This is a genomic window from Enterobacter sp. ECC-019, from assembly GCF_043974075.1.
GTDB classification, from domain to species: domain Bacteria; phylum Pseudomonadota; class Gammaproteobacteria; order Enterobacterales; family Enterobacteriaceae; genus Enterobacter; species Enterobacter asburiae_D.
On sequence record NZ_CP143759.1, the window covers coordinates 1,893,774 to 1,917,158 of the forward strand.

At 57.4% G+C, this 23,385-nt stretch carries 23 protein-coding genes; 11 read left to right on the forward strand and 12 right to left on the reverse strand.

Features of this window, described 5'->3' with window-relative positions; all coding sequences use genetic code 11:
- Positions 1–81: 81 nt before the first annotated feature.
- Together cstA and V1566_RS08830 are read left to right on the forward strand one after the other, a co-directional pair.
- Positions 82–2,187 (forward strand): pyruvate/proton symporter CstA, encoded by a 2,106-nt coding sequence (gene cstA, locus V1566_RS08825; RefSeq protein WP_395305643.1) that lies wholly within the window; start codon positions 82–84, stop codon positions 2,185–2,187.
- Positions 2,188–2,246: 59 nt separating this feature from the next.
- The gene (locus V1566_RS08830) at positions 2,247–2,444 is read left to right on the forward strand and encodes a YbdD/YjiX family protein (protein ID WP_006809671.1); all 198 of its coding nucleotides are present in this window, start codon (positions 2,247–2,249) and stop codon (positions 2,442–2,444) included.
- On the opposite strand, the gene V1566_RS08835 is transcribed toward V1566_RS08830, so the two are convergent.
- From V1566_RS08835 to V1566_RS08850, 4 genes are all read right to left on the reverse strand, one after another.
- On the reverse strand, positions 2,441–2,845 hold the full coding sequence (locus tag V1566_RS08835; RefSeq protein ID WP_029740113.1) for a helix-turn-helix domain-containing protein: 405 nt from the start codon (positions 2,843–2,845) through the stop codon (positions 2,441–2,443). The two genes, V1566_RS08830 and V1566_RS08835, sit on opposite strands and share 4 nt — an antisense overlap.
- Positions 2,817–3,122, reverse strand: coding sequence for a type II toxin-antitoxin system RelE/ParE family toxin (locus tag V1566_RS08840; protein WP_395305644.1), 306 nt, complete (start codon positions 3,120–3,122; stop codon positions 2,817–2,819). Before V1566_RS08840 ends, V1566_RS08835 begins: the two co-directional genes overlap by 29 nt.
- 183 nt (positions 3,123–3,305) lie before the next feature.
- Entirely contained in the window at positions 3,306–4,049 is a 744-nt protein-coding gene (locus V1566_RS08845) for an SDR family NAD(P)-dependent oxidoreductase (RefSeq protein ID WP_259386652.1), read from the reverse strand.
- Positions 4,050–4,106: 57 nt separating this feature from the next.
- Positions 4,107–5,195: an oxidoreductase gene (locus tag V1566_RS08850; protein WP_395305645.1), complete on the reverse strand. Its 1,089-nt coding sequence runs from the start codon at positions 5,193–5,195 to the stop codon at positions 4,107–4,109.
- 159 nt (positions 5,196–5,354) lie between these two features.
- Here V1566_RS08850 and V1566_RS08855 point away from each other — a divergent pair, with 159 nt between their 5' ends.
- The 4 genes from V1566_RS08855 (at position 5,355) to V1566_RS08870 (ending at position 10,258) form a co-directional block, all read left to right on the forward strand.
- The gene (locus V1566_RS08855) at positions 5,355–6,857 is read left to right on the forward strand and encodes a sugar ABC transporter ATP-binding protein (RefSeq protein WP_395305646.1); all 1,503 of its coding nucleotides are present in this window, start codon (positions 5,355–5,357) and stop codon (positions 6,855–6,857) included.
- The gene (locus tag V1566_RS08860) at positions 6,854–7,849 is read left to right on the forward strand and encodes an ABC transporter permease (protein ID WP_039024441.1); all 996 of its coding nucleotides are present in this window, start codon (positions 6,854–6,856) and stop codon (positions 7,847–7,849) included. Before V1566_RS08855 ends, V1566_RS08860 begins: the two co-directional genes overlap by 4 nt.
- A gap of 19 nt (positions 7,850–7,868) precedes the next feature.
- Positions 7,869–8,933, forward strand: coding sequence for a sugar ABC transporter substrate-binding protein (locus V1566_RS08865; protein ID WP_395305647.1), 1,065 nt, complete (start codon positions 7,869–7,871; stop codon positions 8,931–8,933).
- Positions 8,934–9,016: 83 nt separating this feature from the next.
- Positions 9,017–10,258, forward strand: a complete 1,242-nt coding sequence (locus tag V1566_RS08870; protein ID WP_395305648.1) for an LVIVD repeat-containing protein — start codon at positions 9,017–9,019, stop codon at positions 10,256–10,258.
- Between the two features lie 84 nt (positions 10,259–10,342).
- On the opposite strand, the gene mtnK is transcribed toward V1566_RS08870, so the two are convergent.
- Positions 10,343–11,542, reverse strand: coding sequence for an S-methyl-5-thioribose kinase (mtnK, locus tag V1566_RS08875; RefSeq protein ID WP_395305649.1), 1,200 nt, complete (start codon positions 11,540–11,542; stop codon positions 10,343–10,345).
- Between the two features lie 104 nt (positions 11,543–11,646).
- On the opposite strand from mtnK, the gene mtnA reads away from it, so the two are divergent.
- Both mtnA and V1566_RS08885 read left to right on the forward strand, forming a co-directional pair.
- Positions 11,647–12,663: an S-methyl-5-thioribose-1-phosphate isomerase gene (mtnA, locus tag V1566_RS08880; RefSeq protein ID WP_395305650.1), complete on the forward strand. Its 1,017-nt coding sequence runs from the start codon at positions 11,647–11,649 to the stop codon at positions 12,661–12,663.
- A gap of 42 nt (positions 12,664–12,705) precedes the next feature.
- Positions 12,706–13,176, forward strand: a complete 471-nt coding sequence (locus V1566_RS08885; RefSeq protein ID WP_395305651.1) for an SRPBCC family protein — start codon at positions 12,706–12,708, stop codon at positions 13,174–13,176.
- Between the two features lie 53 nt (positions 13,177–13,229).
- Here the strand turns inward: V1566_RS08885 and V1566_RS08890 are convergent, their stop codons facing one another.
- The 3 genes from V1566_RS08890 to V1566_RS08900 are packed head-to-tail and all read right to left on the reverse strand — an operon-like array spanning position 13,230 to position 15,069.
- Positions 13,230–13,772: a 1,2-dihydroxy-3-keto-5-methylthiopentene dioxygenase gene (locus V1566_RS08890; RefSeq protein ID WP_395305652.1), complete on the reverse strand. Its 543-nt coding sequence runs from the start codon at positions 13,770–13,772 to the stop codon at positions 13,230–13,232.
- Complete coding sequence (gene mtnC / locus V1566_RS08895; protein WP_395305653.1) at positions 13,769–14,458, reverse strand: acireductone synthase; 690 nt, start codon at positions 14,456–14,458, stop codon at positions 13,769–13,771. The genes V1566_RS08890 and mtnC overlap by 4 nt, the downstream gene beginning before the upstream one ends.
- Positions 14,455–15,069 carry a methylthioribulose 1-phosphate dehydratase gene (locus V1566_RS08900; RefSeq protein ID WP_395305654.1) on the reverse strand — a complete coding sequence of 205 codons (615 nt, stop codon included), beginning with the start codon at positions 15,067–15,069 and terminating at the stop codon, positions 14,455–14,457. Before V1566_RS08900 ends, mtnC begins: the two co-directional genes overlap by 4 nt.
- 122 nt (positions 15,070–15,191) lie before the next feature.
- Here V1566_RS08900 and V1566_RS08905 point away from each other — a divergent pair, with 122 nt between their 5' ends.
- A complete protein-coding gene (locus V1566_RS08905; RefSeq protein ID WP_395305655.1) occupies positions 15,192–16,352 on the forward strand; it encodes a pyridoxal phosphate-dependent aminotransferase in 1,161 nt (386 codons plus the stop codon).
- On the opposite strand, the gene V1566_RS08910 is transcribed toward V1566_RS08905, so the two are convergent.
- The 3 genes from V1566_RS08910 to V1566_RS08920 form a co-directional block, all read right to left on the reverse strand.
- Positions 16,353–16,979, reverse strand: a complete 627-nt coding sequence (locus tag V1566_RS08910; protein WP_395305656.1) for an IbrB-like domain-containing protein — start codon at positions 16,977–16,979, stop codon at positions 16,353–16,355.
- Positions 16,964–18,187: a phosphoadenosine phosphosulfate reductase gene (locus V1566_RS08915; RefSeq protein ID WP_395305657.1), complete on the reverse strand. Its 1,224-nt coding sequence runs from the start codon at positions 18,185–18,187 to the stop codon at positions 16,964–16,966. Before V1566_RS08915 ends, V1566_RS08910 begins: the two co-directional genes overlap by 16 nt.
- Before the next feature lie 167 nt (positions 18,188–18,354).
- Positions 18,355–19,257, reverse strand: a complete 903-nt coding sequence (locus tag V1566_RS08920) for a LysR family transcriptional regulator (RefSeq protein WP_395305658.1) — start codon at positions 19,255–19,257, stop codon at positions 18,355–18,357.
- Positions 19,258–19,880: 623 nt separating this feature from the next.
- Here V1566_RS08920 and ahpC point away from each other — a divergent pair.
- Positions 19,881–20,444, forward strand: coding sequence for an alkyl hydroperoxide reductase subunit C (gene ahpC, locus V1566_RS08925; RefSeq protein ID WP_008501015.1), 564 nt, complete (start codon positions 19,881–19,883; stop codon positions 20,442–20,444).
- A 56-nt stretch (positions 20,445–20,500) separates the two neighbouring features.
- Here ahpC and V1566_RS08930 read toward each other — a convergent pair whose 3' ends face one another.
- Positions 20,501–21,487, reverse strand: a complete 987-nt coding sequence (locus V1566_RS08930; protein WP_395303481.1) for an IS110 family transposase — start codon at positions 21,485–21,487, stop codon at positions 20,501–20,503.
- A 332-nt stretch (positions 21,488–21,819) separates the two neighbouring features.
- Between V1566_RS08930 and ahpF the strand changes: the two genes are divergently transcribed.
- Complete coding sequence (ahpF, locus tag V1566_RS08935) at positions 21,820–23,385, forward strand: alkyl hydroperoxide reductase subunit F (RefSeq protein ID WP_395305659.1); 1,566 nt, start codon at positions 21,820–21,822, stop codon at positions 23,383–23,385.

Sequence of the window (23,385 nt, forward strand, 5' to 3'; positions counted from 1 at the left end):
GTTTCATAGTTGTTAAATTTTCGTCGTTGTTCTAGAAACAAAATGTAACATCTCACTGTTTCACAACAACGGATAACCACGATGAACAACTCAGGGAAATACCTTACATGGGCAGGGCTCTCCGTTGTGGGAGCCTTTGCCCTGGGCTATATCGCCCTCAACCGGGGGGAACAGATCAATGCGCTGTGGATTGTTGTCGCCTCCGTCTGCATTTATCTGATCGCATACCGTTTTTATGGCCGCTATATCGCGAAGAACGTCTTAGGGGTTGATGCCACGCGCATGACGCCTGCCGTCCGCCATAACGACGGGCTGGACTATGTGCCGACCGACAAAAAAGTGCTGTTCGGTCACCATTTTGCGGCGATTGCCGGGGCGGGCCCGCTGGTGGGGCCGGTGCTGGCGGCGCAGATGGGCTATCTGCCGGGGATGATCTGGATCCTCGCGGGCGTGGTGCTGGCGGGCGCGGTGCAGGACTTTATGGTGCTGTTCGTCTCTACCCGCCGCGACGGGCGTTCGCTGGGTGAGCTGGTCAAAGAGGAGATGGGGGCAACCGCCGGGGTGATTGCGCTGGTGGCGACCTTTATGATCATGGTGATCATCCTTGCGGTGCTGGCGATGATCGTGGTGAAAGCGCTGACCCATAGTCCGTGGGGAACCTATACCGTTGCCTTCACCATTCCGCTGGCGCTGTTTATGGGGGTCTACATTCGCTATCTGCGCCCGGGGCGCATTGGTGAAGTGTCGGTGATTGGTCTGGTATTCCTGGTGTTCGCCATTATCTCCGGCGGCTGGGTGGCGGAAAGCCCGACCTGGGCGCCGCTCTTCGACTTTACCGGCGTTCAGTTGACCTGGATGCTGGTGGGCTACGGCTTTGTGGCGGCGGTGCTGCCGGTGTGGCTGCTGCTGGCCCCGCGCGACTACCTCTCCACCTTCCTGAAAATCGGTACCATCATCGGGCTGGCGATCGGCATTCTGATTATGCGCCCGACCCTGACCATGCCTGCGTTAACCAAGTTCATCGACGGCACCGGCCCGGTCTGGACCGGTAACCTGTTCCCGTTCCTGTTTATCACCATCGCCTGCGGCGCGGTGTCTGGCTTCCACGCGCTGATTGCCTCTGGCACTACGCCGAAGATGCTGGCGAATGAAAATCAGGCCTGCCTGATTGGCTACGGCGGCATGCTGATGGAGTCTTTTGTCGCCATCATGGCGCTGGTCTCGGCCTGTATCATCGACCCGGGCGTGTACTTCGCGATGAACAGCCCGATGGCGGTGCTGGCGCCTGCCGGAACCGTTGACGTGGTGGCATCTGCTGCACAGGTGGTGAGCGGCTGGGGCTTTGCGATTACCCCTGATACGTTGACGAGCATCGCCAGTGAAGTGGGCGAGCAGTCGATTATCTCCCGTGCGGGCGGGGCGCCGACGCTGGCAGTGGGGATGGCCTACATTCTTCACGGCGCGCTGGGCGGGCTGATGGACGTGTCGTTCTGGTATCACTTCGCCATCCTGTTCGAGGCGCTGTTTATCCTGACGGCGGTGGATGCGGGAACCCGTGCGGCGCGCTTTATGCTCCAGGATTTGCTTGGCGTGATCTCCCCGAACCTGAAGCGTACCGATTCGCTCCCGGCGAACCTGCTGGCAACGGCGCTGTGCGTGCTGGCGTGGGGCTACTTCCTGCATCAGGGCGTGGTCGATCCGCTGGGCGGGATTAACACCCTGTGGCCGCTGTTCGGTATCGCCAACCAGATGCTGGCGGGCATGGCGCTGATGCTCTGCGCGGTGGTGCTGTTCAAGATGAAGCGCCAGCGTTACGCCTGGGTGGCATTAGTGCCAACCGCCTGGCTGCTGATTTGTACCCTGACGGCGGGCTGGCAGAAAGCCTTCAGCCCGGACAACAAGGTGGGCTTCCTGGCAATCGCCAACAAGTTCCAGGCCATGATCGACAGCGGCAAGATCCCGGCGCAGTACACCGAGTCCCAGCTGTCGCAGCTGGTGTTTAACAACCGTCTGGATGCCGGGCTGACTATCTTCTTTATGGTGGTGGTCGTGGTGCTGGCGTTGTATTCTCTCAAGACCGCGCTGGCGGCGTTGAAAAACGATAAGCCAACGGCGAAAGAGACGCCGTACGAGCCGATGCCTGAAAACCTGGAAGAAATTGTCACCCAGGCCAAAGGGGCGCATTAACCTGTGTGCCGGGTGGCGCTAGCGCTTACCCGGCCTACATTTCCTGTGAGACCAGAATTATGTTCGACACCCTTTCCAAAGCAGGTAAGTACCTGGGCCAGGCCGCCAAAATGATGATTGGCGTGCCGGACTACGACAACTACGTCGAGCATATGCGCGTCAACCATCCGGACCAGACGCCCATGACCTACGAAGAATTTTTCCGCGACCGTCAGGACGCCCGCTACGGCGGCAAGGGCGGGGCGAAGTGCTGTTAACCCTCTTTCGGTAAATAGAGGCTGATCTGTTCCTGCTTGCAGCCATAAATTGCCGCCAGCTTTTCACGGGTGCGTTTTTGCGGACGGGAGTCCAGGGCCTCAAGCTGTGACACGGCGGACTGGGTTATGCCGAGTTTTTCCGCCACCTCCTGCTGGGACATGCCGCGCAGGATACGCCACGCGGCCTGCAGGCTGACGTTCTGCCAGGTCATGATGCTGCATACTTCTCCCGGCAATTCAACGTCATCCAGGCTATCGTGTTCAACTTCAATATCCTCCAGATCGTCGTCGGTTTCGTCGTCAATTTCTGCCATCTGTAAGAGCATACGAAAATATTCGTGATAGGGAATAACGACATACTGCGTTTTCCCGTTATCGTCCTTGATTAGCTGTACAGCCATAGTTGGCACTCTCCTCATGCAGGTAAGTCGTTGAAGTTCTGCGCTTGACGGCGAAAACATAACAATGGTCATCGGGATCGTCCCGAAGCGTATAGATGATGCGGTAATCGCCAATGCGTAGCCGGAAATGATCTTCTGTCGCCGATATTTTTTTGATATCGGGCCGGGGAGCCGAGCGGTCATCCAGCTCAGCAAGCTTTACCTCAATACGACGCTGATACCGCTCGTCAATCTTTGAAAACGCCTTCTTTGCACCATTCGACCAGACAATCTTCATCCGTACCTCCACTGTACGCCCACACAAAATATAAGGAAATAATAAGACTATTAGATAAATTCCGAATTTCTTATGGGGTAATGTAGAGCGGAGAAAAAACGGGAGAAAGCGACAAAACGTGAACCGTCGAGGGCGCTCGATAAGGCCTCTGTCGGGCGACAGAGGCTTGCAGGAAATATGCGATCAGGCGTTCAAACCGCCGTCCACGTCCAGACCGGTTCCGGAGATTTGCCCGGCAAGCGGGCTGGCAAGAAACGTGACCGCCGCCGCGACGTCTTCCGGCTGGCCGTAATGGCCCAGGGCAATAAGCTGACGCTGAGAGTCAGCCTGTTCGCCGTCTTCCGGGTTCATATCGCTGTTGGTCGGTCCGGGATGGACCAGGTTAACGGTAATGCCGCGCGGCCCTAAATCACGGGCCAGCCCTCGGGTGAGGGAGTTAAGGGCCGATTTGGTCATCGAGTAAACCGCGATCCCCGGCTGCGCCACGCGGTTTGCCAGACAGCTGCCGATGTTGATGATGCGCCCGCCGTCGGACATATGCACCAGCGCTTCCTGAATGGCGATCACCACGCCGCGGATGTTGACGTTGATAAGGGCGTCAATGTCCGCCAGCGTCATGGACTCCAGCGGGCCGCCGCGCGCGATCCCGGCGTTGTTGACCAGAATGTCCAGCCCGCCAAGGGAACGCGCCGCATGGGTGACGGCATCCTGAATCGCCTGCGCGCTGGCGCTGTCCGCCTGCACGGCTTCGCTGTGTCGTCCCAGCGCCTTAATCTCATCGGCGACCGCCTGGGCTTTATCGGCCGATTTTTCATATGTAATAATCACATCCGCACCGGCGCGCGCCAGCGAGAGTGCAATTGCCCGACCCAACCCGCGGCTGGCGCCGGTAACCAGCGCCTTTTTACCTGTTAAATCGATCTGCATGATGACCTCGTTACGAGAGTGGTAAGAATCATCATTAGGTATAGCCTGTCGACGCGATTAACGGCTGAAGGATTCCACTTTCTCAAACGCGGCGCGCAGAACGTCAGGCGTTAGCGCAACCGGCAGATAGTGAATCGACTCCACCGGGCGCAGGGTGTGGGCAATGACCTTATCCAGCGCTTCCCGGTTATTGATATCGACGTCCAGCTCGCGAAGCGTGGTCGGCAGGTTAAAACGCTGGTACGCCGTCACCAGCTGCGCCAGCACGTCGTCCTGGCCGAGCAGGGCGCTCTGCACCAGAATGCCGTAGGCTACCTTGGTGCCGTGCAGGTATTTTTCCGTCTGCGGCAGCACGGTTAAGCCGTTGTGTACCGCATGCGCCGCCGCAACGCGCGTATAGCGTTCACCCAGGCCGCCGACCATCCCGCCACCGGCGATAATCGCATCTACCACGTCCCGGAACGCCTGCGTCTGGTCACCGCGCTGCTGGTCGGCAAGCGCCTCTTCGCTGCGTTCCAGCAGCACGTCGCGGATCGCCAGCGCGCCGTTGATGCCCAGCCGCACGGTCAGCGGCAGGTTCTCCGGCTCAGGTGCCAACACCACGGCTTCGTACCACTTCGCCAGCGTATCGCCGATGCCCGCCAGCAGATATTCCGCCGGGGCGTTAAGGACGATCTGCGGCTCCACCAGCACCAGGAAGTTAGCGTCGTCGAAGATCTCAAAATGTAGCGCCTGACCGGCATCGTTGTACCAGACGGAGAGCGGGGTCCACGCCGCGCAGGTGGCGGCAATGGTGGGGATACCCACGAACGGCACCCCTAAACGACGCGCCACGGCTTTCACCGTATCCATCACCGCACCGCCGCCGACGCCAATCACCACGCTGGCATCGCTGCCGGATTCATTTACCAGATGGCTGACGTCGCGCTCGCTGCAGTGGCCCTTAAACAGCAGGTGCTTCGCCCCCGGCGCGTTAAAGCTCTCCGGCAGGAAAGGGCGCGCGCCTTCGATAGCACGCTCGCCGTAGATCCACACCGCGCGGGAAAGCTGTTCCGGGGTAAAGAAATTATCCAGCTGCGCAAGGCTTCCGGGGTGAGAGAAGTAGTTCGCCGGGCCAGGCACGACGCGGATATCGGTGTTGCTCATGGTGTTGTCCTTTTTTAGCAAGCGCTAACCCGATGTTATGTCTGGACATCCGGATGGCTAATAATATTTCGCTTTAAGTTATGCCTTTTCCGTCGTTGTCAGTCAACCGGAGCTGTGAAAAATTCGATAAATCAGAAGAGTAATGAAGGATTTACGCGGATGGTTTCCAGTCGCCTTGAGATGCGCGGTATCAGCCTGGCCTTTTCCGGCTTTCAGGCGCTGTCGCGCGTGAATTTCACCTTAACCGGCGGATCCGTGCATGCGCTGACCGGTGCCAACGGCGCGGGGAAATCGACCCTGATGGCGGTGCTGTGCGGCACGCACGACCACTATGAGGGCGAGATCAGCATTAACAACCAGCCGGTGACGATCCGCGAACCGCTTGACGCCAAACGGCTGGGGATCCACCTCGTACAGCAGGAGGTGGACGTGGCGCTGATCCCGGGGTTAAGCATTGCCGAAAACATCATGCTCGACCAGCTGGCGCAGCCGGGGCATCGCTTCAACTGGCGCGCGACCCGCCAGCAGGCGAGACAGGCGCTGGCGCAGCTTGACGTTACGCTGGACGTTCGCCGTTCCATCGACAGCTGTTCGCTGGCCGAAAAGCAGCAGATTTTGCTGGCACGCGCCTTGTCCCACCACTGCCGTTTTTTGATTCTTGATGAACCCACCGCGCCGCTGGATGCGCACGAGAGCGAGCGTCTTTTTGCGGTGGTGAGACGTTTAAAGCAGCAGGGCATCGGCGTGGTGTTTATCTCCCACCGTATTCACGAGCTGAAGGCCATTTGCGACACCTTAACGGTGCTGCGCGACGGCAAGCTGATCGAGTCCGGCCCGATGGCCGATCTTAGCGGCGAAGCGATCGTCGAGAAGATGCTCGGACACGTGCTGAGCGATATCTATCCGCCCGCGCGGCCGCCGCACGGCGACGAAACGCTGCTGCGTGTTGAGGGGCTTCACGACGACGCGCTGCTGAAAGATATCTCCCTGCACCTGCGCAAAGGCGAAATCCTCGGAATTGCCGGGCTGGCGGGCGCTGGGAAAACCGAACTCTGCAAGGCGCTGTTTGGCGCCACCAAAAGCCGCGTGGCGCGCGGTGAGCTGAATCATCAATCCTGGCAGCCGCGCGACCCGGCCGACTCCGTGCTGCGCGGTCTGGCGCTGGTGCCGGAGGAGCGGCGGAAAGAGGGCATTTTTATCGACGAGCCGGTGAGCATGAACCTTGCCGTGTGCGCCGATAACAGCTTTTCGCGCTGGAGCCTGTTTGGCCATCGTCAGGCGTGGCGCTGGGCGGAAGAGGTGATTGCCCGCGTCGGCGTGCGCGCCCGTGGGCCGGGGCAGGTGCTGCGCCGCTTATCTGGCGGCAACCAGCAGAAGGTCGCCATCGGTAAATGGCTGCGCAATGACGCCCGCGTGCTGATATTCGACGAGCCGACCAAAGGCGTGGACGTGAAGGCCAAAACCGACCTGTTTCAGCTGATCGACGGCCTGGCGCGCGAGGGCAAAGGGGTTATTTACGCCTCGGGCGAGTTTGCCGAGCTGGTCGGGCTGTGCGACCGCATCTGCGTGCTGTGGGACGGGCGCATCGTGGCGGAAATCGCCGGGGCCGAGGCCCGAGAAGAGACACTACTTTATTATTCAACCGGAGGAACGGCGTCGTGAGCAAGGCCCTTTCAGTGAACGCGGCGGCGTCTGGCCGTCAGCAGATTTTCGATTTTCTCTACAAGTGGGGCATGCTGTTGACCGTCGTCGCGCTGGTGGCCGTCTTTGGCCTGGCGTCGGACAGCTTCCTCGATCCGAACAACATCATCAATATTCTGCGCTCGATTGCCATCGTGACGGTGATTGCCATTGGCGTGTCGATTTCATTGACCATCGGCGGGTTCGATCTCTCTGTCGGGTCCACCGCCTCGCTGGCGAACGCGCTGGTGATTTCCCTTTTCGTCTGGCACGGCTTTGGTACCACCGAGTCGATTCTGATCACCCTTGCACTCTGCACGCTGGTGGGGCTGTTTAACGCCTTTCTGATCGTCATCCTGCGTATTCCGGACATGCTCGCGACCCTTGCCAGCCTGTTTGTGATCCAGGGCGTGGCGATGACCTACAGCTACGGCGGGTCGATTACCGAGAACATGGTGCTGCCGAGCGGCGACATGGCGGAAGGGACCATTCCGGCGGCGTTCAGCCTGCTGGGGCAGGTGCCGACCATTGTGATCGTCATGCTGGTGGTGACCGTGCTGGCGCAGCTGGGGTTGTCTTTGACCACTCACGGACGCCGGATGTACGCCATCGGCGGCAACCCCGAAGCCGCGCGTCTCTCCGGCATTCGCACCACGCGCTACAAGGTGGCGGCCTACGTAATCGCCTCGCTGCTGGCGGGCCTGGGCGGGATTTTGCTGGCGTCGCGCATCGGTTCGTCGCAGGTGAATGCGGGCGGCGGATACCTGATGGACGCGGTGGCGGCGGCCTGGATTGGCTTCTCGCTGGCCGGGTCCGGCAAGCCAAACGCGCTGGGGACGCTGGTCGGGGCGGTTATTCTTGGCGTGCTGTCGAACGGGCTGGTGATGCTCTCGGTGCCGTATTACGCCATGGACATTATAAAAGGGCTGGTGCTCGCGGTGGCACTGGCGATTACTTACATACAAAAACGCTGACAACACAACGGGATAAAAAATGAAAAAGATTGCACTCTCTTTGGTGGCACTTGGGTTGCTCACGGCGCTGCCAGGCTTCGCGGCTACGCCCGCGCCGCTTCCGGCTGCCATTGCGAACCATGACGGCCCGATCCGCATCGCGGTGATCCGTAACCTTGGCTCAGACGACAACACCACGCAATTTATTGCTGGCGCAATTCAGGAAGGTAAAAAGCTCGGCTTTAAGGTCAGCACGTTTTTAAGCAACGGGGATGACGCCAAATTCCAGGACTTCGTGAACCAGGCGATCAGCCAGAAATATGACGGGATTATTCTCTCTCAGGGGCGCGATCCGTACTCCACCGCGCTGGTGAAGAAGGCGGTGGATGCCGGGATTAAAGTCGCCGTCTTTGATACTGCCGTTAACGGCGAGATCCCGGGCGTGACCGTCACCCAGCAGGACGATGCCTCCCTGACCAACCTCTCCTTCGGCCAGCTGGCGAAAGATTTCAACGGCAAGGCCAATATCGTCAAGCTGTGGGTGGCGGGCTTCCCGCCGATGGAGCGTCGTCAGGCGGCCTATAAAGTGCTGCAAAAGCAGTATCCGGACATCAAAGAGCTGGAGTCCATCGGCGCAGTCTCCTCTGACGTGCAGGGTGATACCGCCAACAAGGTGGGTGCGATCCTCGCGAAATACCCGAAAGGCAAAATCGACGCCATCTGGGGCACCTGGGACGCCTTCAGCCAGGGCGCGTATAAGGCGCTGAAGGAGAACGGCCGCACCGAAATCAAGCTCTACAGCATCGACATTTCCAACCAGGATCTGCAGCTGATGCGCGAGTCCGGCAGCCCGTGGAAGGTGAGTGTGGCGGTGGATCCGAAGCTGATTGGCGCGACCAACGTGCGTCTGGTGGCGAACAAGATTGCCGGGGAAGCGACGCCTGCGACCTACGATTTCAAAGCGGCAGCTATTCCACAGGCGCTGCTGACCGCTCAGCCGGGCCCGGTGAACGTGGCGTCTCTGGGGAAAATCATTCCGGGCTGGGGCCAGACGGAAGATTTTATCGCCCCGTGGTTTGCGACGCTGGAAGCCAGGTCAAAATAATGCCCGGTGGCGCTTCGCTTACCGGGCCTACGGTGTTGTAGGCCGGATAAGGCGCAGCCGCCATCCGGCGAAAGGATTCCAATATGTCTGCATTACCTCAACCTGAATACAGCCGCAATATGCGGCTGATTGGCCACAGCGACCAGGGCGGCCGTCCGGACGGCGTGCAGCTGATGGTGCACCGCGGTTACGCCTATATCGGCCACATGGTGTCGCAGGGCTTTTCGATTGTCGACGTGCGTGACCCGAAGAACCCGAAAGCGGCAGGCTACGTGCCCGCGCCGCCCGGCACCTGGAACGTGCATCTGCAGGCGCATGACGACCTGCTGCTGGTGATTAACGCCCGGGATCTGTTTGCCGATGCCCGCTTTGCCGACGAGAAGGTCTACTACACCCGCCAGGTGGGGGAGACCGTCAGCGACGTGCAGGACAAAGGCTGGAGCGCCGGGCTGCGCGTCTTTGATATCTCCACGCCGGACAGGCCACGCGAAATCGGCTTTCTGTCGCTGAGCGGCATCGGCATTCACCGCATCTGGTACGTCGGCGGCCGCTGGGCCTACGTTTCAGCGCTGATCGACGGCTTTACCGACTACATCTTCCTGACCATCGATCTGGCAGACCCGCGTAAGCCCGAAGTGGCGGGGCGCTGGTGGCTGCCGGGGATGAACCAGGCCGAAGGGGAGAAGCCGGAGTGGCCGGAAGGGAAGCGCTACGCGTTGCACCACGCGATTATCGCGGGGGATACCGCGTACGGCAGCTGGCGCGACGGCGGCCTGACGCTGCTGGACGTGAAGGACCGCACCCGGCCGAAGCTCATTAGCCACCGCAGCTGGAGCCCGCCGTTTGGGGGTGGCACGCACACCGCGCTGCCGCTGCCGGACCGCGATTTGCTGGTGGTGCTGGACGAAGCGGTGCTGGATAACCAGGAGGACGGCGAAAAGCTCATCTGGCTGTTTGATATCCGCGAGCCGTCGAACCCGGTGAGCATCTCGACCTTCCCGCAGCCGGATGAAACCGACTACGTGGCGAAAGGGGCGCATTTCGGCCCGCACAACCTGCACGAGAACCGGCCGGGGAGCTTCGTCAGCTCGACGCTGATTTTTGCGACCTGGCAGAACGCGGGCGTACGCGCGTATGACATTTCCAATCCGTATCGACCGGTTGAAACCGGCGCGCTGGTGCCAGCGGCACCTGAGCGGATGATGGACACACGGCCGAATCGTCCACAGGTGATCCAGTCGTGCGACGTGTTTGTGGATGCGCAGGGGATTATCTACAGCACGGATTATAACGGCGGGTTGTCGGTGATTGAGTATTTGGGGTAAGTTTTGCCCGGTGGCGCTTTGCTTACCGGGCCTACACGCGGATCGTAGGCCGGGTAAGGCGAAGCCGCCTCCCGGCAAAAGCACTCAGCTGTACTGACGAACCCTTGCCACCAGCTCTTCCGCGCTGTCGATACGGTCGGCAATGACAATCAGCGCTTTACCGAGCGTTATCGCGTGGCGCAGGCATTCGTGGCGCATCGCCTCGTCCTGAATGGTGTCAATATCCGCCACGTGGGAAAGCCCGACGCTGCGGCGAATGAGCTCGGTGCCGCAGAACCCGATGGCGTCATGCCAGACCTTTTTCAGGAACGCGGAGGCATAGCCCGGTGCGCTGAGCGCGGCGTCGCGGGCTTTCTCGTTTGCCAGCGCCTGGAAGCGTTCCGCGAAGGTGTTCCACAGCTCCTGAATATCGGTCAGGCGCTGCTCGCGCGCGGCGGCGGCATCGCGAATGCCCAGGTGTCCCGGCAGGCCGCAGAAGTTCAGCAGCAGGTTGCCGATGGCGGTGCCGACGTCAAAGCCAATCGGCCCGAAATAGCCGAACTCGGCGTCGATGGCCTTCAGGCTGCCGTCGGCCACAAAAATCGACCCGCTGTGAATATCGCCGTGCAAAAGGGCTTCAGCCTGAGAAAAGAAACGGTGCTTCAGCGAGGCTACGGCAATTTTTAGCTGGGCGTCGTCGCGCAGGGCCGCTACGTCATTTTCCAGCTCGGCCGGGTAGCTGTTGCGCTCGTGGATCTGATACGGATCGTTGAAGAACAGATCTTCGGTGATCTCGCACATCTCCGGGTTGATGAATTTCGCCACCTGCGCTTTTTTCTCGTGCGGGTGCAGGTAGAAATCGCTGGTGTGGAACAGCGCGTGCGCGAGGTATTCGCCCAGCTGCTGCGCCGCCTGCGGGTAGTAAATGTTGTTGATCAGCTCGCCGCGCCAGATGCGATGGCTGGAGAGATCTTCCATCACCATCACCGCTAGCTCCGGGTCGAAGTGGTGGATTTTTACGGTGTGCTGCGGGCTGTGCTGGTAGTGCTCGACCAGCGTTTGCGCCTCAAGACGGGCGCGGTCCAGCGTCAGCGGCCAGGACTCCCCGACGCAGCGCACGTAGGGCAGCGCCTGCTTGACGATGATGCGGCTCACGCCCGCGCTGTCGAAAATTTTAAATACCAGATTGAGGTTGCCGTCGCCTACCTCATGCGCCTCCACCAGCGATGATGGGTCATCAAGGCCACCGAACTGCCTGGCATATTCCACGGCGTCCTGAGCGGTAAAGGTACGGTATTGCGACATGGCCTGTTCCTCACGGGTTTGCTAATAAAGACATGTAGACGTCTATACATCTGGATTTCATCCTGACACAATGTGCTACAACAACGCAACAGGGAATTAACGACATGCAGACATTACAGACGACCAGCCTGCGGGTGGCGAATAATCAGCTCTTTATTCTCGACCAGCAGGCGCTTCCGCAGGAGAAACGCTGGCTGGATGCCTCGACCGTAGAGGCGCTGGTTGGACACATTCATGCCCTGCGGGTGCGCGGCGCGCCGCTGATTGGTCTCTCTGCAAGCCTGCTGCTGGCGCTGCTGGCAGAAAACGGCAAAAGCCGCGACGAGCTGGCGGCGGCGCTGGAAACCCTGCGCGCATCCCGCCCGACGGCGGTGAACCTGATGAACAACCTTGACCGCATGAAGCTGGCGCTGTGGCAGGAAGAGTATGTTCCGGCGCTGGTGGCGGAGGCGCTGCGTCTGATTGACGAAGACAAACGACTCTGTGACGCCATTGCGAAATCCGGCAGCGCGCTGGTGAAGCCCGGCAGCCGTCTGCTGACCCACTGCAACACCGGCGGGCTGGCAACGGCGGGCGTTGGCACCGCATTGGGGGTGATTGCCCGCGCGCATCGGGACGGTAATGTCAGCAACGTCTGGGTGGATGAAACTCGTCCGCTGCTGCAGGGCGGTAGATTGACCGCGTGGGAGCTTGGCGAATTGGGCGTGCCGTACCAGCTGATTACTGATTCCATGGCCGCCAGCCTGATGGCGAAAGGGGAAGTGGACGCCGTGTGGGTGGGCGCAGACCGTATTGCCGCTAACGGCGACGTGGCGAACAAGATCGGCACCTATTCTCTGGCGGTGCTGGCGAAATTCCACGGCATTCCGTTCTACGTTGCCGCGCCGCAAACGACCCTCGATCCGGACTGCCCGAACGGTGACGCTATCCCCATTGAACAACGCGCCGCCAGCGAGGTGACGGGCGTTGCCGGACGCTTTGGCGCGGTGCAGTGGGCGCCGGAAAACGCGCAGGTCTATAACCCGGCGTTTGACGTTACGCCTGCCTCGCTGATTAGCGGCTGGGTGCTGGATACGGGCGTGGTCACGCCGGAAGCGGTGGCAAGCGGCAAATTCGCCTGAGTCCGGCTATCCTTTAAGGGGTTCCCTTAAGAGGACAACATCGTGACGCTCGATCCTGAAACAGACTTAAAACTGGAGCGCGTGGTGGACGCACCGCGCGACCTGCTGTGGCTCTGCTGGACCACGCCAGAGCACATCAAAAACTTCTTCATTCCTGCTCCCCATAAAGTGACCGAATGCGACCTCGACCTGCGCGTGGGCGGGCGGTTCAACACCGTGTTTGATGTGGACGGGCAGCGGATGGATAACCGGGGCGTATTTCTTGAAATCGATCCCGGAAAAAAGCTGGTCTTTACCGACGGTTACGGGGAAGACTGGAAGCCTGCTGAGAAACCGTTTATGACGGCGATCCTGCTGCTTGAGGATGTGGGCGAGGGCAAAACCCGCTACACGGCGATAGCGCGCCATCCGACGAAGGAAATCCGCGAGCAGCATGAGCAGATGGGCTTCCACGAAGGGTGGGGGGTTGTGGTGGATCAGCTGGTGGCGTATGTGAAGGGGTTGAAGGTGTAACGTGCGCGGATGCCCTCACTCCGGCCCTCTCCCACCGGGAGAGGGAGAAAAGTTTATGCCAGCCTTGGATACGCATCCGCGATCGCATCACCCGTAAACTGCGCCACCCAGCCTTCCGGGTTATCGAAAATACGAATCGCCGTAAAGTTCGGCTCTGAGCCCATATCAAACCAGTGCGGCGTGCCCGCAGGCACGGAAATCAGGTCGTTTTTCTCACACAGCACCTGATACACCTCATCGCCAATGTGCAGGCAGAACAGCCCAGTGCCTTCCACGAAGAAGCGCACTTCGTCTTCGCCGTGGGTGTGCTCGTTCAGGAACTTCGCGCGCAGCGCCTCTTTCTGCGGGTTGTCGGCGCGCAGGCTGATCACATCCCAGCTCTGATAGCCTTTCTCCGCCACCAGTTTGTCGATCGCATGCTGATACGCCTCGATCACGGCTTCAGGCGCGGGATCGTGGCCTAAATCACGGTCAGCCGCCCAACGTTCGAAGCGCACCCCTTTAGCGTTGAGCTGTTGGGCGATCTCGGCGGCGTCGGTGCTGTGCCACTGGTGTTGACTGGCGTCTTTATCGGAATAAATGGTCAATGCGCTCATGAAGGGATCTGCTCCGGATTAATCTCGTCAAACTGGTGGACCTGATGGTGATGGCTTGCGCCGTCATCATCGCCGCGAATCAGCTGCAGGGTGCGAAAACCTGCCTGTTCAGCCGCGTCCAGCTCCTGATGAACATCGGACAGGAACAGGATCTGCGATGGGGCGATGCCCGTTTGTGCCGCAATGTTTTGATAAGACTGCACCTCGCGCTTGGCGCCGATGTGGGTATCAAAATAGCCGCTGAACAGATGAGTAATATCACCTTCGTCGCTGTAGCCAAATAACAGTTTCTGCGCGGCGACGGAGCCAGAGGAATAAACATAGAGATCAATCCCTTGCGCTTTCCACTTTTCCAGCGCAGGCAGTACGTCCGGGTAGAGGTGGCCGGTAAAGTCGCCGTTCACGTAGCCGTCATGCCAGATGATCCCCTGCAGGGCTTTGAGCGCCGTGGATTTGCGATCTTCATCCATAAAGGCAAACAGGGCGTCGATAAGTTCGCTGACGCTGGCGTGCGGGTGACCGATTTCATCACGCAGGTTGTCCAGAATGGATTTGATCGGCTCGGCGTACTGCTGCGCGGTCACGAAGGCCGCCAGCCGCTCACGCGCGTAGGGGAACAAAACATTATGGACAAAACGGATATCGCTGGTGGTTCCTTCAATATCCGTCACAATTGCGCGAATCATACTCTCTCCAGTTGTCGTAAACGCATTTCGCATTCAAATAAGAATTCTAATCCTTCCAGATGACGGCGGGCCTCGGCCACATCGCGTCCCCAGCAGGTTAAGCCATGACCGCGAAGAAGAAAACCATAATTAAGCGGGCGTTCCTGCGTGTAATGGGCGATACGCGAGGCGAGGGCGTCGATGTCCTGGTCGTTATCAAAGACCGGGATAGCCACCGTATCCAGATGCGTGGTCTGCCCGGAGAGGGATTTTTGCATTTCAAAGCCGCTGATGTTGAGCTCGGCTTCTTTCACCAGACGCGACAGCACCGTGGCGTTGACGGTATGTACGTGCAGGACGGCATTGGCTTCCGGGAACAGACGATAGATGAGGGTGTGTAGCCCTGTTTCGGCTGATGGCTTACGACCAGACGGCGCGCGGTTGGTGGCGATTTCAACCTGTAGAAAATCCTTCGTCGTCAGGCTGCCTTTGTCTTTGCCGGATTCGCTGAGCCAGCAGAGGCGTTCGTCCTGGCGCACCGACATGTTGCCGCCGGTGGCGGGGGCCCAGCCTTTGGCGCCAATCCAGCGGCAGGCGTCGACCAGATGTGTGAGTTGCAGGTTGTCTGTCATTTCCTTTTACCCTCGCAGCCAGGAATATTCATATGGTTTAGACGTCTAAGCGTCTTGATTGCCAAAGACTAACATCGTGTTATAGTGGCAGCAACATAAGTATTACAAGCAGGCACGACACAATGAGCAATAACGCATTGATTCCGCAGAGTAAGCTTCCCAATCTCGGGACCACCATCTTTACGCAGATGAGCGCCCTGGCGCAGCAGCACAACGCCATTAATCTTTCGCAGGGGTTCCCGGATTTCGACGGCCCGACCTATCTGCAGGAGCGTCTGGCGTACCACGTGGCGCAGGGGGCAAACCAGTATGCGCCAATGACGGGCGTGCAGGCGCTGCGGGATGCCATTGCGGATAAAACGGCGGAGCTGTATGGCTTTAAGCCCGATGCGAACAGCGACATCACGGTGACGGCAGGGGCGACCGAAGCGCTGTTTGCGGCCATCACCGCGCTGGTGCGTGCGGGCGATGAAGTCATCTGCTTTGACCCGAGCTACGACAGCTATGCGCCTGCGGTTGAACTCTCCGGCGGCCTGGTGAAGCGCGTGGCGCTGCAGCCGCCGCATTTTCGTCCTGACTGGCAGGCATTTGCTGCGCTGCTGAGCGACAAAACCCGGCTGGTGATCCTGAATACGCCGCACAATCCGTCGGCGACGGTATGGCAGAAAGCCGATTTCGCCGCGCTGTGGCAGGCGATTGCGGAACGCGAAATTTACGTGCTGAGCGATGAAGTCTACGAGCACATCTGCTTTGCAGAAGAAGGGCACGCCAGCGTGTTGGCCCATCAGCAGCTTCGCGAGCGTGCTATCGCCGTCTCGTCATTCGGTAAGACTTACCATATGACCGGCTGGAAAGTGGGCTACTGCGTCGCCCCGACCGCCATTAGCACCGAGCTTCGCAAGGTGCACCAGTACCTGACCTTTGCCGTGAACACACCCGCCCAGCTGGCGCTGGCGGATATGCTGCGCGCGGAACCCGAGCACTATCGCGAGCTGCCGCGTTTCTACCGCGAACGACGGGACCTGTTTGTGTCTGCGCTGAGTAAAAGCCGTCTGGAGATCTTGCCTTCGGAAGGGACCTACTTCCTGCTGGCAGACTACAGCGCCATTTCCGATCTCGACGACGTCAGCTTTTGCCAGTGGTTGACAAAAGAGGTGGGCGTAGCCGCCATTCCGCTGTCAGTGTTTTGCGCCGATCCCTTCCCGCATAAGCTGATCCGACTGTGCTTTGCGAAACAGGAATCGACGCTGCTGGCGGCGGCAGAACGTCTGAACACGCTCTGATTATTTCACCGTCCAGGCTTCTGAGTAACGGCGGTCTGCAAATAGTTCCAGCAGGCCGTTGATTTGCTTAAGGCGCAAGACTTCATCGCTGTCCATTCCCAGCTCCTTGCTTATTCTCTCGTCATTCCAGCCAAGCTGCACAAGCTCGCGAACGATCTCCGACATGGCGTTAATCTGGTGTCGACCCCGCGCCCGGTTGTGACGAATAGTGGCAGCCATACGGTCATGTTTATCCTGTCGGTTCTGGCGCAGGCAGGTGACGGGGAGGTATCCCTTAAGCTGATGCTTCAACGCCGCCCGATTTTTGCCGATTTCATGGCGATGAAAACCATCCACAATTTCATAGTGTTGCGGTTCAGTTTCTGTCACAACGATAGGTTGGGTGAATCCATCGAGTTCCAGCGACTTACTGAGCAGACGTTTTTCTGGTGGGGCAACGTTATTGGGGTTGTAGTCGTTAGCGGTAATAGCGTCCTGTCTGATCCAGAGGACGCAGTCTATCGGTTGCTCACGAAAAGGACTGTTTTTATGGAGCGCTTCCCGAAAAGCATTTATGGCGTTAATGCGATCCTCTTCGGAAAGTGACTGAAGGTACGTTTCCATCTCGGTAATTAGTCTTTGTCGCATAAAATGCCCCACTCCTTGCGTTTCGCCTTCACTCTTTCGCTGTAGCGCTGATAATGTTTGGGTTTATTTGGGCTGAACGATAGCGCTCTGCACCAGTAGTCGTTGTTAAGGAGAACCTTGCAAATACGGCGCCAGGAGGGAATGTCTTTGGCACCGATATCACCGTCCTGCGTATCGGGAATATCCTCTATGCCTCTCTTCTGATACCAGTGCAGATAAATGGCGATTTTATTGCGGTAATGCTCAGCGGTATTTTGCGGCATGCTGTCGAGAAGCAGCATGGCATATTCTCGCCAGCAGAGGTGTTCGGGTTTCAGGATTTTCCGGTGGCCGTAAAAATGGTTATCGTGTCCGGCGTAAATCCCCCCGCTGCGCACGCCGCTCACACGCTCGCACATGGCCGCCCAGCGATCGGGCTCAACAACGTGGTAGAGCCATAATCCCTGACGTTGCTCCGGGCCGAAGGGCTCACAAATACGCATATAGCGGGGCGGCACGCCGGCCTGGAACATCAGATCATAGAGCGGGTTATAGCAACATCCCGATCTGGCGAACCAGGTCCAGATATCGGCTGTTTTCCAGTCGTAGAGAGGATAGATATACCAGGTATGCCCGCCCGGGGCGACGGTTGTCCAGGGTTTATCATCGGCAAACCGCTGCTTACGCGCTGACGCGATAGCCAGAAAACGGTTGTAAGACTCATCGGCGCGGATACCAATCATCACGGCAGCCGGGCGATTGTGAGAAAACCAGTCGGAGAAACTGCGCACAAAGGTCTCGAAGGTCATACCCGTCTGGTAAAACGGAAAAAAACTGGGATCGGTGATGGCATCGGCGGGAGGTTGCCGCACCCACGTGGTATTGGGTTCCCAGCACTGCCATTCCGGCTGGAATTGCGACAGGGAATTTTGCGTAGTAAGGGGAAGCGCGACCCACCAGAAATGATCGATGACATCGTTGTATAAGACGCGCATATGTTCGACATGGTTTATGGTGTAAGTAAACTGTGCTTCCCAGTCAATAAAGAGAACATCTATTTTGCGTTTCATCTTGCGGGCGCGTAATGCCGTCAAATGTAACATGACGGTGGAATCTTTCCCGCCTGAAAAAGAGACACAGACCCTGGATAAATTTTCCAGAGTCCATTCTATTCGTTCTTGCGTGGCATGAAGTACATTTTGAGCCAATGGGTATTTGTAAATTGACATCTCAATCTCCTGCTGAGTAATAATTAACAGGTTGCGGCATAAATTAGGGGGCATACCCTCAGTGTGTCAATGATTATAGATAAAAATGTATAATGTAATTGTTTGATAACATTAATTCAGTGAATGTATTAAAGAATATCCTACTGCGCGATAATAATCGGACATTATTATCGCGGTAAGGTGACTTCTTCAATAAAACTGGAGAATGCAGAGCTATTCAGTGCCGAACGGTTATACATCATATGAATTGGAATTGTCGGCAAGGTGAATGTGGTCTCGATCTTGCGCAGGTTTAATGCCGGACCGTACTGTTCAAAGGCTGGCATGGGGACTAATCCAATAATATCAGAATAGCTAATTATCGACAGTAAGGAGATAAATGAGTCGCTGCGGAAAAGGATATTTCGTTCGGGAAGCAGTTGCTCCGTATTCTCCTGATAATTCTTCACGCTCAGTTCATTACTCAGGTAGGCCGTGAATTTTTCCTGAAGAATTTCGTCACGCGTCGCATGCAAACCCAGGCGGGGATGATCCTGGCGGCACACCAGCGTAAAAGGCATATCATAAAACAGGCTGCAGGCCGTCGAGCGGCTATTGAGCGGCGCGAAAGAAAAGACAAGATCTGCTTTTCGGTACGCCAGAAGGTCTTCTGCTGAGTCGGGAGCGAGAAAAACATCATGCAGCTCAATTTGATAGTTATGCTTCTCCATTAAGATTTTCATCGGGTCAAGCATGATTTTAGGCGTCATAAACTGCGGGCAGTAAATGACAAAATTTTTCTTCAGCCCGCTGCTGTGCATAATGTTAATGGTTTGCTCAAGCTGGTTGAGATTCTGTTCCAGGTGCTGATGTAGGTTGACGCCTACAGTGGTTGGAGTGATCCCTTTACCAGAACGGATAAACAGGGGGTCGTTGAGCTGATTGCGCAAGCGTTGCAGTGACTGGCTGACGGCAGAGGGCGTGATATACAGCGTCTCTGCTGCTTTACTGATACTCAGATGTTGATAAATGCATTCAAAAATGACTAACAGGTTGAGGTCGAATTTCTTAAGGTCGTAGAGATTTGCCATGTTACGTCCTGAGGATGCTGTGTTTGCTGTGGTTATCACATCACTGATAACTATAGTTTGAAGTTAACCATTTACAATCCTTTCGGTTAACTCTCTTAATTTTAAATTAAATTCATCTAAATATATCACGCTATCAGATTATTGAAATAGCGCTTCAAAGATGATTAAAATATTTTTATCTTAGAAGTGAGAGGGAGCACGTAGAATGACAATTGTCATTTATATATTGCGATAGTTTTATAATAAAAATAAATTTATAACGCTCCGGAATGATGTTCGACACAACCTATCACAGCCATAGGCAGGAATACCTCTCTTATGGATTGCTCAATCCCTGCGCGGGTGGTGTAATCAAAAGGCTGTTACCGCCTTGATATAAAGGGTTGTAGAGCGCAACGCAACGCCAGTTACGGCTGGCACTGAATGTACCTGCGGGGAATTCAGGTATCAGGGCCGCCCGTTGAGGCGGCCTTTTTACTTTCAGGCTTTCCTGTAAAAGGTTCATCTTGTTGTCTTGTCGACGTTGTAAGGTTTGGCTGATTGATTTGATAAAGCATACGCATTAGCCCCGATGAATAAAGTTGGTTACCTTACATCTCAACGAAAACACGGAGGAAGTACAGATGTCTTTGATTAATACCAAAATTAAACCTTTCAAAAACCAGGCGTTCAAAAACGGTGAGTTCATCGAAGTTACCGAGAAAGATACCGAAGGCCGCTGGAGCGTCTTCTTCTTCTATCCGGCTGACTTTACCTTCGTTTGCCCGACTGAACTGGGTGACGTGGCAGATCATTACGACGAGCTGCAGAAGCTGGGCGTAGACGTTTACTCTGTCTCTACCGATACCCACTTCACCCACAAAGCATGGCACAGCAGCTCTGAAACCATCGCAAAAATCAAATACGCGATGATCGGCGACCCGACTGGCGCCCTGACCCGTAACTTCGACAACATGCGTGAAGATGAAGGCCTGGCTGACCGCGCCACCTTCGTTGTTGACCCGCAGGGCATTATCCAGGCTATCGAAGTTACCGCTGAAGGTATCGGCCGTGATGCTTCTGACCTGCTGCGTAAAGTGAAAGCCGCTCAGTACGTGGCTTCTCACCCAGGCGAAGTGTGCCCGGCGAAATGGAAAGAAGGCGAAGCGACGCTGGCTCCATCCCTGGACCTGGTCGGTAAGATCTAAGTCTGTAAAGCCTGGCGGCGCTGCGCTTGCACAGGCCTACAGTATCGTAGATACTGTTATGCCACGCAAGCATTTTCCTGATGCAATGTGGCATCGAACGGGCGTCCTGATTTCAGGACGCCATACGCCACCTGCGCCAGCTTACGCATCATCGCTCCGATTATCAGCTTCGCTCCCTTGCCGTTCTTTTCCAGACGCGTCCTGAACGCTTTTCCCCACTCCGTTTTGTACAGCGCCACCATCGCGGGCATATACAGCGCCCTGCGAAGCGAGACATGGCCAGCCTTACTCATCCTGCTTGCCCTGTGTACGCTGCTTCCTGATTCATGCTGCCGCGGTGTCAGTCCTGCGAAAGCCGCGAACTGCCGCGCCTGACCGAACCTGTCCTTCAGCCCCACATACGCCAGCAGCACCGCGGATGTCTTTTCACCGATACCCGGTATGCTGTCCAGCAGTTTTCGCCGGTGCTTCAGGTCCGGGTCATCATCCGTCAGGTCCTTTATCTGTTTCTCCAGCCGCTTCAGCTCCGCTTCCAGCCACAGAAGGTGCGCATCGATGCTCGGCATCTGCACCTCCCGCGCCGTCTCACGACGGTTCAGCTCCTGCGTGTGCATGTCTGTCAGGGACTGGTGACGCAGCACCAGCGCCCGCAACGCGCGCTCCAGCGGATGAGGTGCCTCCCAGGCTACCGGACGCTTCTGCCGGCAGAACTCTGCCAGCATACGGGCATCAACGGCATCGGTTTTACTGCGCAGGCCTTCACTCTGCGCAAAGGCTTTACCAAGAGCCGGGTTGATGATGGATACGGTGAAACCGGCATCGCTGAGGGATGCTGCTGCGTCTTCCATATAGGTGCTGGTCGCTTCCATGCAGATATGTGCCTGAGCCACATTATGGCTGCGGAGCCAGCTGAGCAGCTCCTCGTGACCTTTAGGTGTGTTAGTAAATTTTTTGCTGCGGTGACGGCCATCAGGTCGCAACACATCGACATCCAGCTTAGCTTTGGAGACATCGATACCAATAAAGTGAAGTTCCTGTTCCATAGTGAAACCAACCTTGTGAATGCGGATTACCGGGAAAACCGGTCCATGATACTGTCCGGTTTGTCACTTGTGGAGAAGGTGCAGTCCACTGCAGGGATCTACAACACAGGCTCGTGGCCTAAGGCCGGGTACGGCATGTGGACTGCATGGCAGAAAGAACTGGCCGGTTCTTTCTGCACGGAAGGATAATACAAGGCCGGGTAAACGAAGTGCCACCCGGTAATCAATGGGCGCACCCGCGCCCATTTCATTCCAGCACCATGATGCAAGTTGCATTCAGGCCGCCCGATTAAGGCAGCTTGCATGATGACGTCTTAAGAGAGGGAAGAACAATGCTCGACACAAATATGAAGACCCAGCTCAAGGCCTACCTTGAGAAACTGACCAAACCCGTTGAGCTGATTGCTACGCTTGACGACAGCGCCAAATCGGCAGAGATCAAGGAACTGCTGGCGGAGATCGCCGAACTGTCGCCGAAGGTGACCTTCAAAGAAGACAACGCGCTGCCGGTCCGTAAGCCCTCTTTCCTGATTACTAACCCAGGCTCCGACCAGGGACCACGCTTTGCCGGTTCTCCTCTGGGTCACGAATTTACCTCACTGGTGCTGGCGCTGCTGTGGACCGGTGGTCATCCGTCAAAAGAGGCGCAGGCGCTGCTGGAGCAGATCCGCGATATCGACGGTGATTTCGAGTTTGAAACCTATTACTCGCTCTCCTGCCACAACTGCCCGGACGTGGTGCAGGCGCTGAACCTGATGTCAGTCCTGAACCCGCGCATTAAGCACACGGCGATTGACGGTGGTACCTTCCAGAATGAAATCACCGATCGCAACGTGATGGGCGTTCCGGCGGTCTACATGAACGGCAAAGAGTTCGGCCAGGGCCGCATGACGCTGACCGAAATCGTTGCCAAAGTGGATACCGGCGCAGAAAAACGTGCGGCGGAAGAGCTGAACAAACGCGATGCCTACGACGTGCTGATCGTCGGTTCCGGCCCTGCGGGTGCGGCGGCGGCGGTGTACTCCGCGCGTAAAGGTATTCGTACCGGCCTGATGGGCGAACGCTTCGGCGGCCAGGTGCTGGATACCGTGGACATCGAAAACTACATCTCCGTACCGAAGACCGAAGGCCAGAAGCTGGCGGGGGCGCTGAAGGCGCACGTCAGCGACTACGACGTGGACGTGATCGACAGCCAGAGCGCCAGCAAGCTGGTTCCGGCAGCGGTCGAGGGTGGTTTACACCAGATTGAAACTGCGTCCGGCGCGGTGCTGAAAGCGCGCAGCATTATCATTGCCACTGGCGCGAAATGGCGCAACATGAACGTCCCGGGCGAAGATCAGTACCGTACCAAAGGCGTGACCTACTGTCCGCACTGCGACGGCCCGCTGTTTAAAGGTAAACGTGTGGCGGTGATCGGCGGCGGTAACTCCGGCGTGGAAGCGGCTATCGACCTGGCGGGGATTGTTGAACACGTTACGCTTCTGGAGTTCGCTCCAGAGATGAAGGCCGATCAGGTTCTGCAGGATAAAGTTCGCAGCCTGAAAAACGTCGACATCGTACTGAATGCGCAAACCACGGAAGTGAAGGGCGACGGCAGCAAAGTGACCGGCCTGGAATACCGCGACCGCGTGAGCGGCGACGTTCACAGCATTCAGCTGTCAGGGATCTTCGTGCAGATTGGTCTGCTGCCAAACACCACCTGGCTGGAAGGTGCGATTGAGCGCAACCGCATGGGCGAAATCATCATCGATGCGAAATGTGAAACCAGCGTGAAAGGCGTGTTTGCGGCGGGCGACTGTACTACCGTACCGTACAAACAGATCATCATCGCCACGGGCGAAGGGGCGAAGGCGTCGCTGAGTTCGTTTGACTATCTGATCCGCACCAAAACCGCATAA

Excerpts from the sequence above, each read along its gene's own strand:
- ahpF (WP_395305659.1), top strand. The coding sequence starts at position 21,820 with ATGCTCGACACAAATATGAAGACCCAGCTCAAGGCCTACCTTGAGAAA.
- V1566_RS08845 (WP_259386652.1), bottom strand. The coding sequence starts at position 4,049 with ATGCAGATCGATTTAACAGGTAAAAAGGCGCTGGTTACCGGCGCCAGC.
- V1566_RS08870 (WP_395305648.1), top strand. The coding sequence starts at position 9,017 with ATGTCTGCATTACCTCAACCTGAATACAGCCGCAATATGCGGCTGATT.
- V1566_RS08920 (WP_395305658.1), bottom strand. The coding sequence starts at position 19,257 with ATGGCAAATCTCTACGACCTTAAGAAATTCGACCTCAACCTGTTAGTC.
- mtnK (WP_395305649.1), bottom strand. The coding sequence starts at position 11,542 with ATGTCGCAATACCGTACCTTTACCGCTCAGGACGCCGTGGAATATGCC.
- V1566_RS08905 (WP_395305655.1), top strand. The coding sequence starts at position 15,192 with ATGAGCAATAACGCATTGATTCCGCAGAGTAAGCTTCCCAATCTCGGG.
- mtnC (WP_395305653.1), bottom strand. The coding sequence starts at position 14,458 with ATGATTCGCGCAATTGTGACGGATATTGAAGGAACCACCAGCGATATC.
- V1566_RS08850 (WP_395305645.1), bottom strand. The coding sequence starts at position 5,195 with ATGAGCAACACCGATATCCGCGTCGTGCCTGGCCCGGCGAACTACTTC.
- V1566_RS08840 (WP_395305644.1), bottom strand. The coding sequence starts at position 3,122 with ATGAAGATTGTCTGGTCGAATGGTGCAAAGAAGGCGTTTTCAAAGATT.
- V1566_RS08855 (WP_395305646.1), top strand. The coding sequence starts at position 5,355 with ATGGTTTCCAGTCGCCTTGAGATGCGCGGTATCAGCCTGGCCTTTTCC.
- V1566_RS08930 (WP_395303481.1), bottom strand. The coding sequence starts at position 21,487 with ATGGAACAGGAACTTCACTTTATTGGTATCGATGTCTCCAAAGCTAAG.
- V1566_RS08915 (WP_395305657.1), bottom strand. The coding sequence starts at position 18,187 with ATGTCAATTTACAAATACCCATTGGCTCAAAATGTACTTCATGCCACG.
- V1566_RS08900 (WP_395305654.1), bottom strand. The coding sequence starts at position 15,069 with ATGACAGACAACCTGCAACTCACACATCTGGTCGACGCCTGCCGCTGG.
- mtnA (WP_395305650.1), top strand. The coding sequence starts at position 11,647 with ATGCAGACATTACAGACGACCAGCCTGCGGGTGGCGAATAATCAGCTC.
- V1566_RS08835 (WP_029740113.1), bottom strand. The coding sequence starts at position 2,845 with ATGGCTGTACAGCTAATCAAGGACGATAACGGGAAAACGCAGTATGTC.
- ahpC (WP_008501015.1), top strand. The coding sequence starts at position 19,881 with ATGTCTTTGATTAATACCAAAATTAAACCTTTCAAAAACCAGGCGTTC.
- V1566_RS08910 (WP_395305656.1), bottom strand. The coding sequence starts at position 16,979 with ATGCGACAAAGACTAATTACCGAGATGGAAACGTACCTTCAGTCACTT.
- V1566_RS08890 (WP_395305652.1), bottom strand. The coding sequence starts at position 13,772 with ATGAGCGCATTGACCATTTATTCCGATAAAGACGCCAGTCAACACCAG.
- V1566_RS08865 (WP_395305647.1), top strand. The coding sequence starts at position 7,869 with ATGAAAAAGATTGCACTCTCTTTGGTGGCACTTGGGTTGCTCACGGCG.
- cstA (WP_395305643.1), top strand. The coding sequence starts at position 82 with ATGAACAACTCAGGGAAATACCTTACATGGGCAGGGCTCTCCGTTGTG.
- V1566_RS08830 (WP_006809671.1), top strand. The coding sequence starts at position 2,247 with ATGTTCGACACCCTTTCCAAAGCAGGTAAGTACCTGGGCCAGGCCGCC.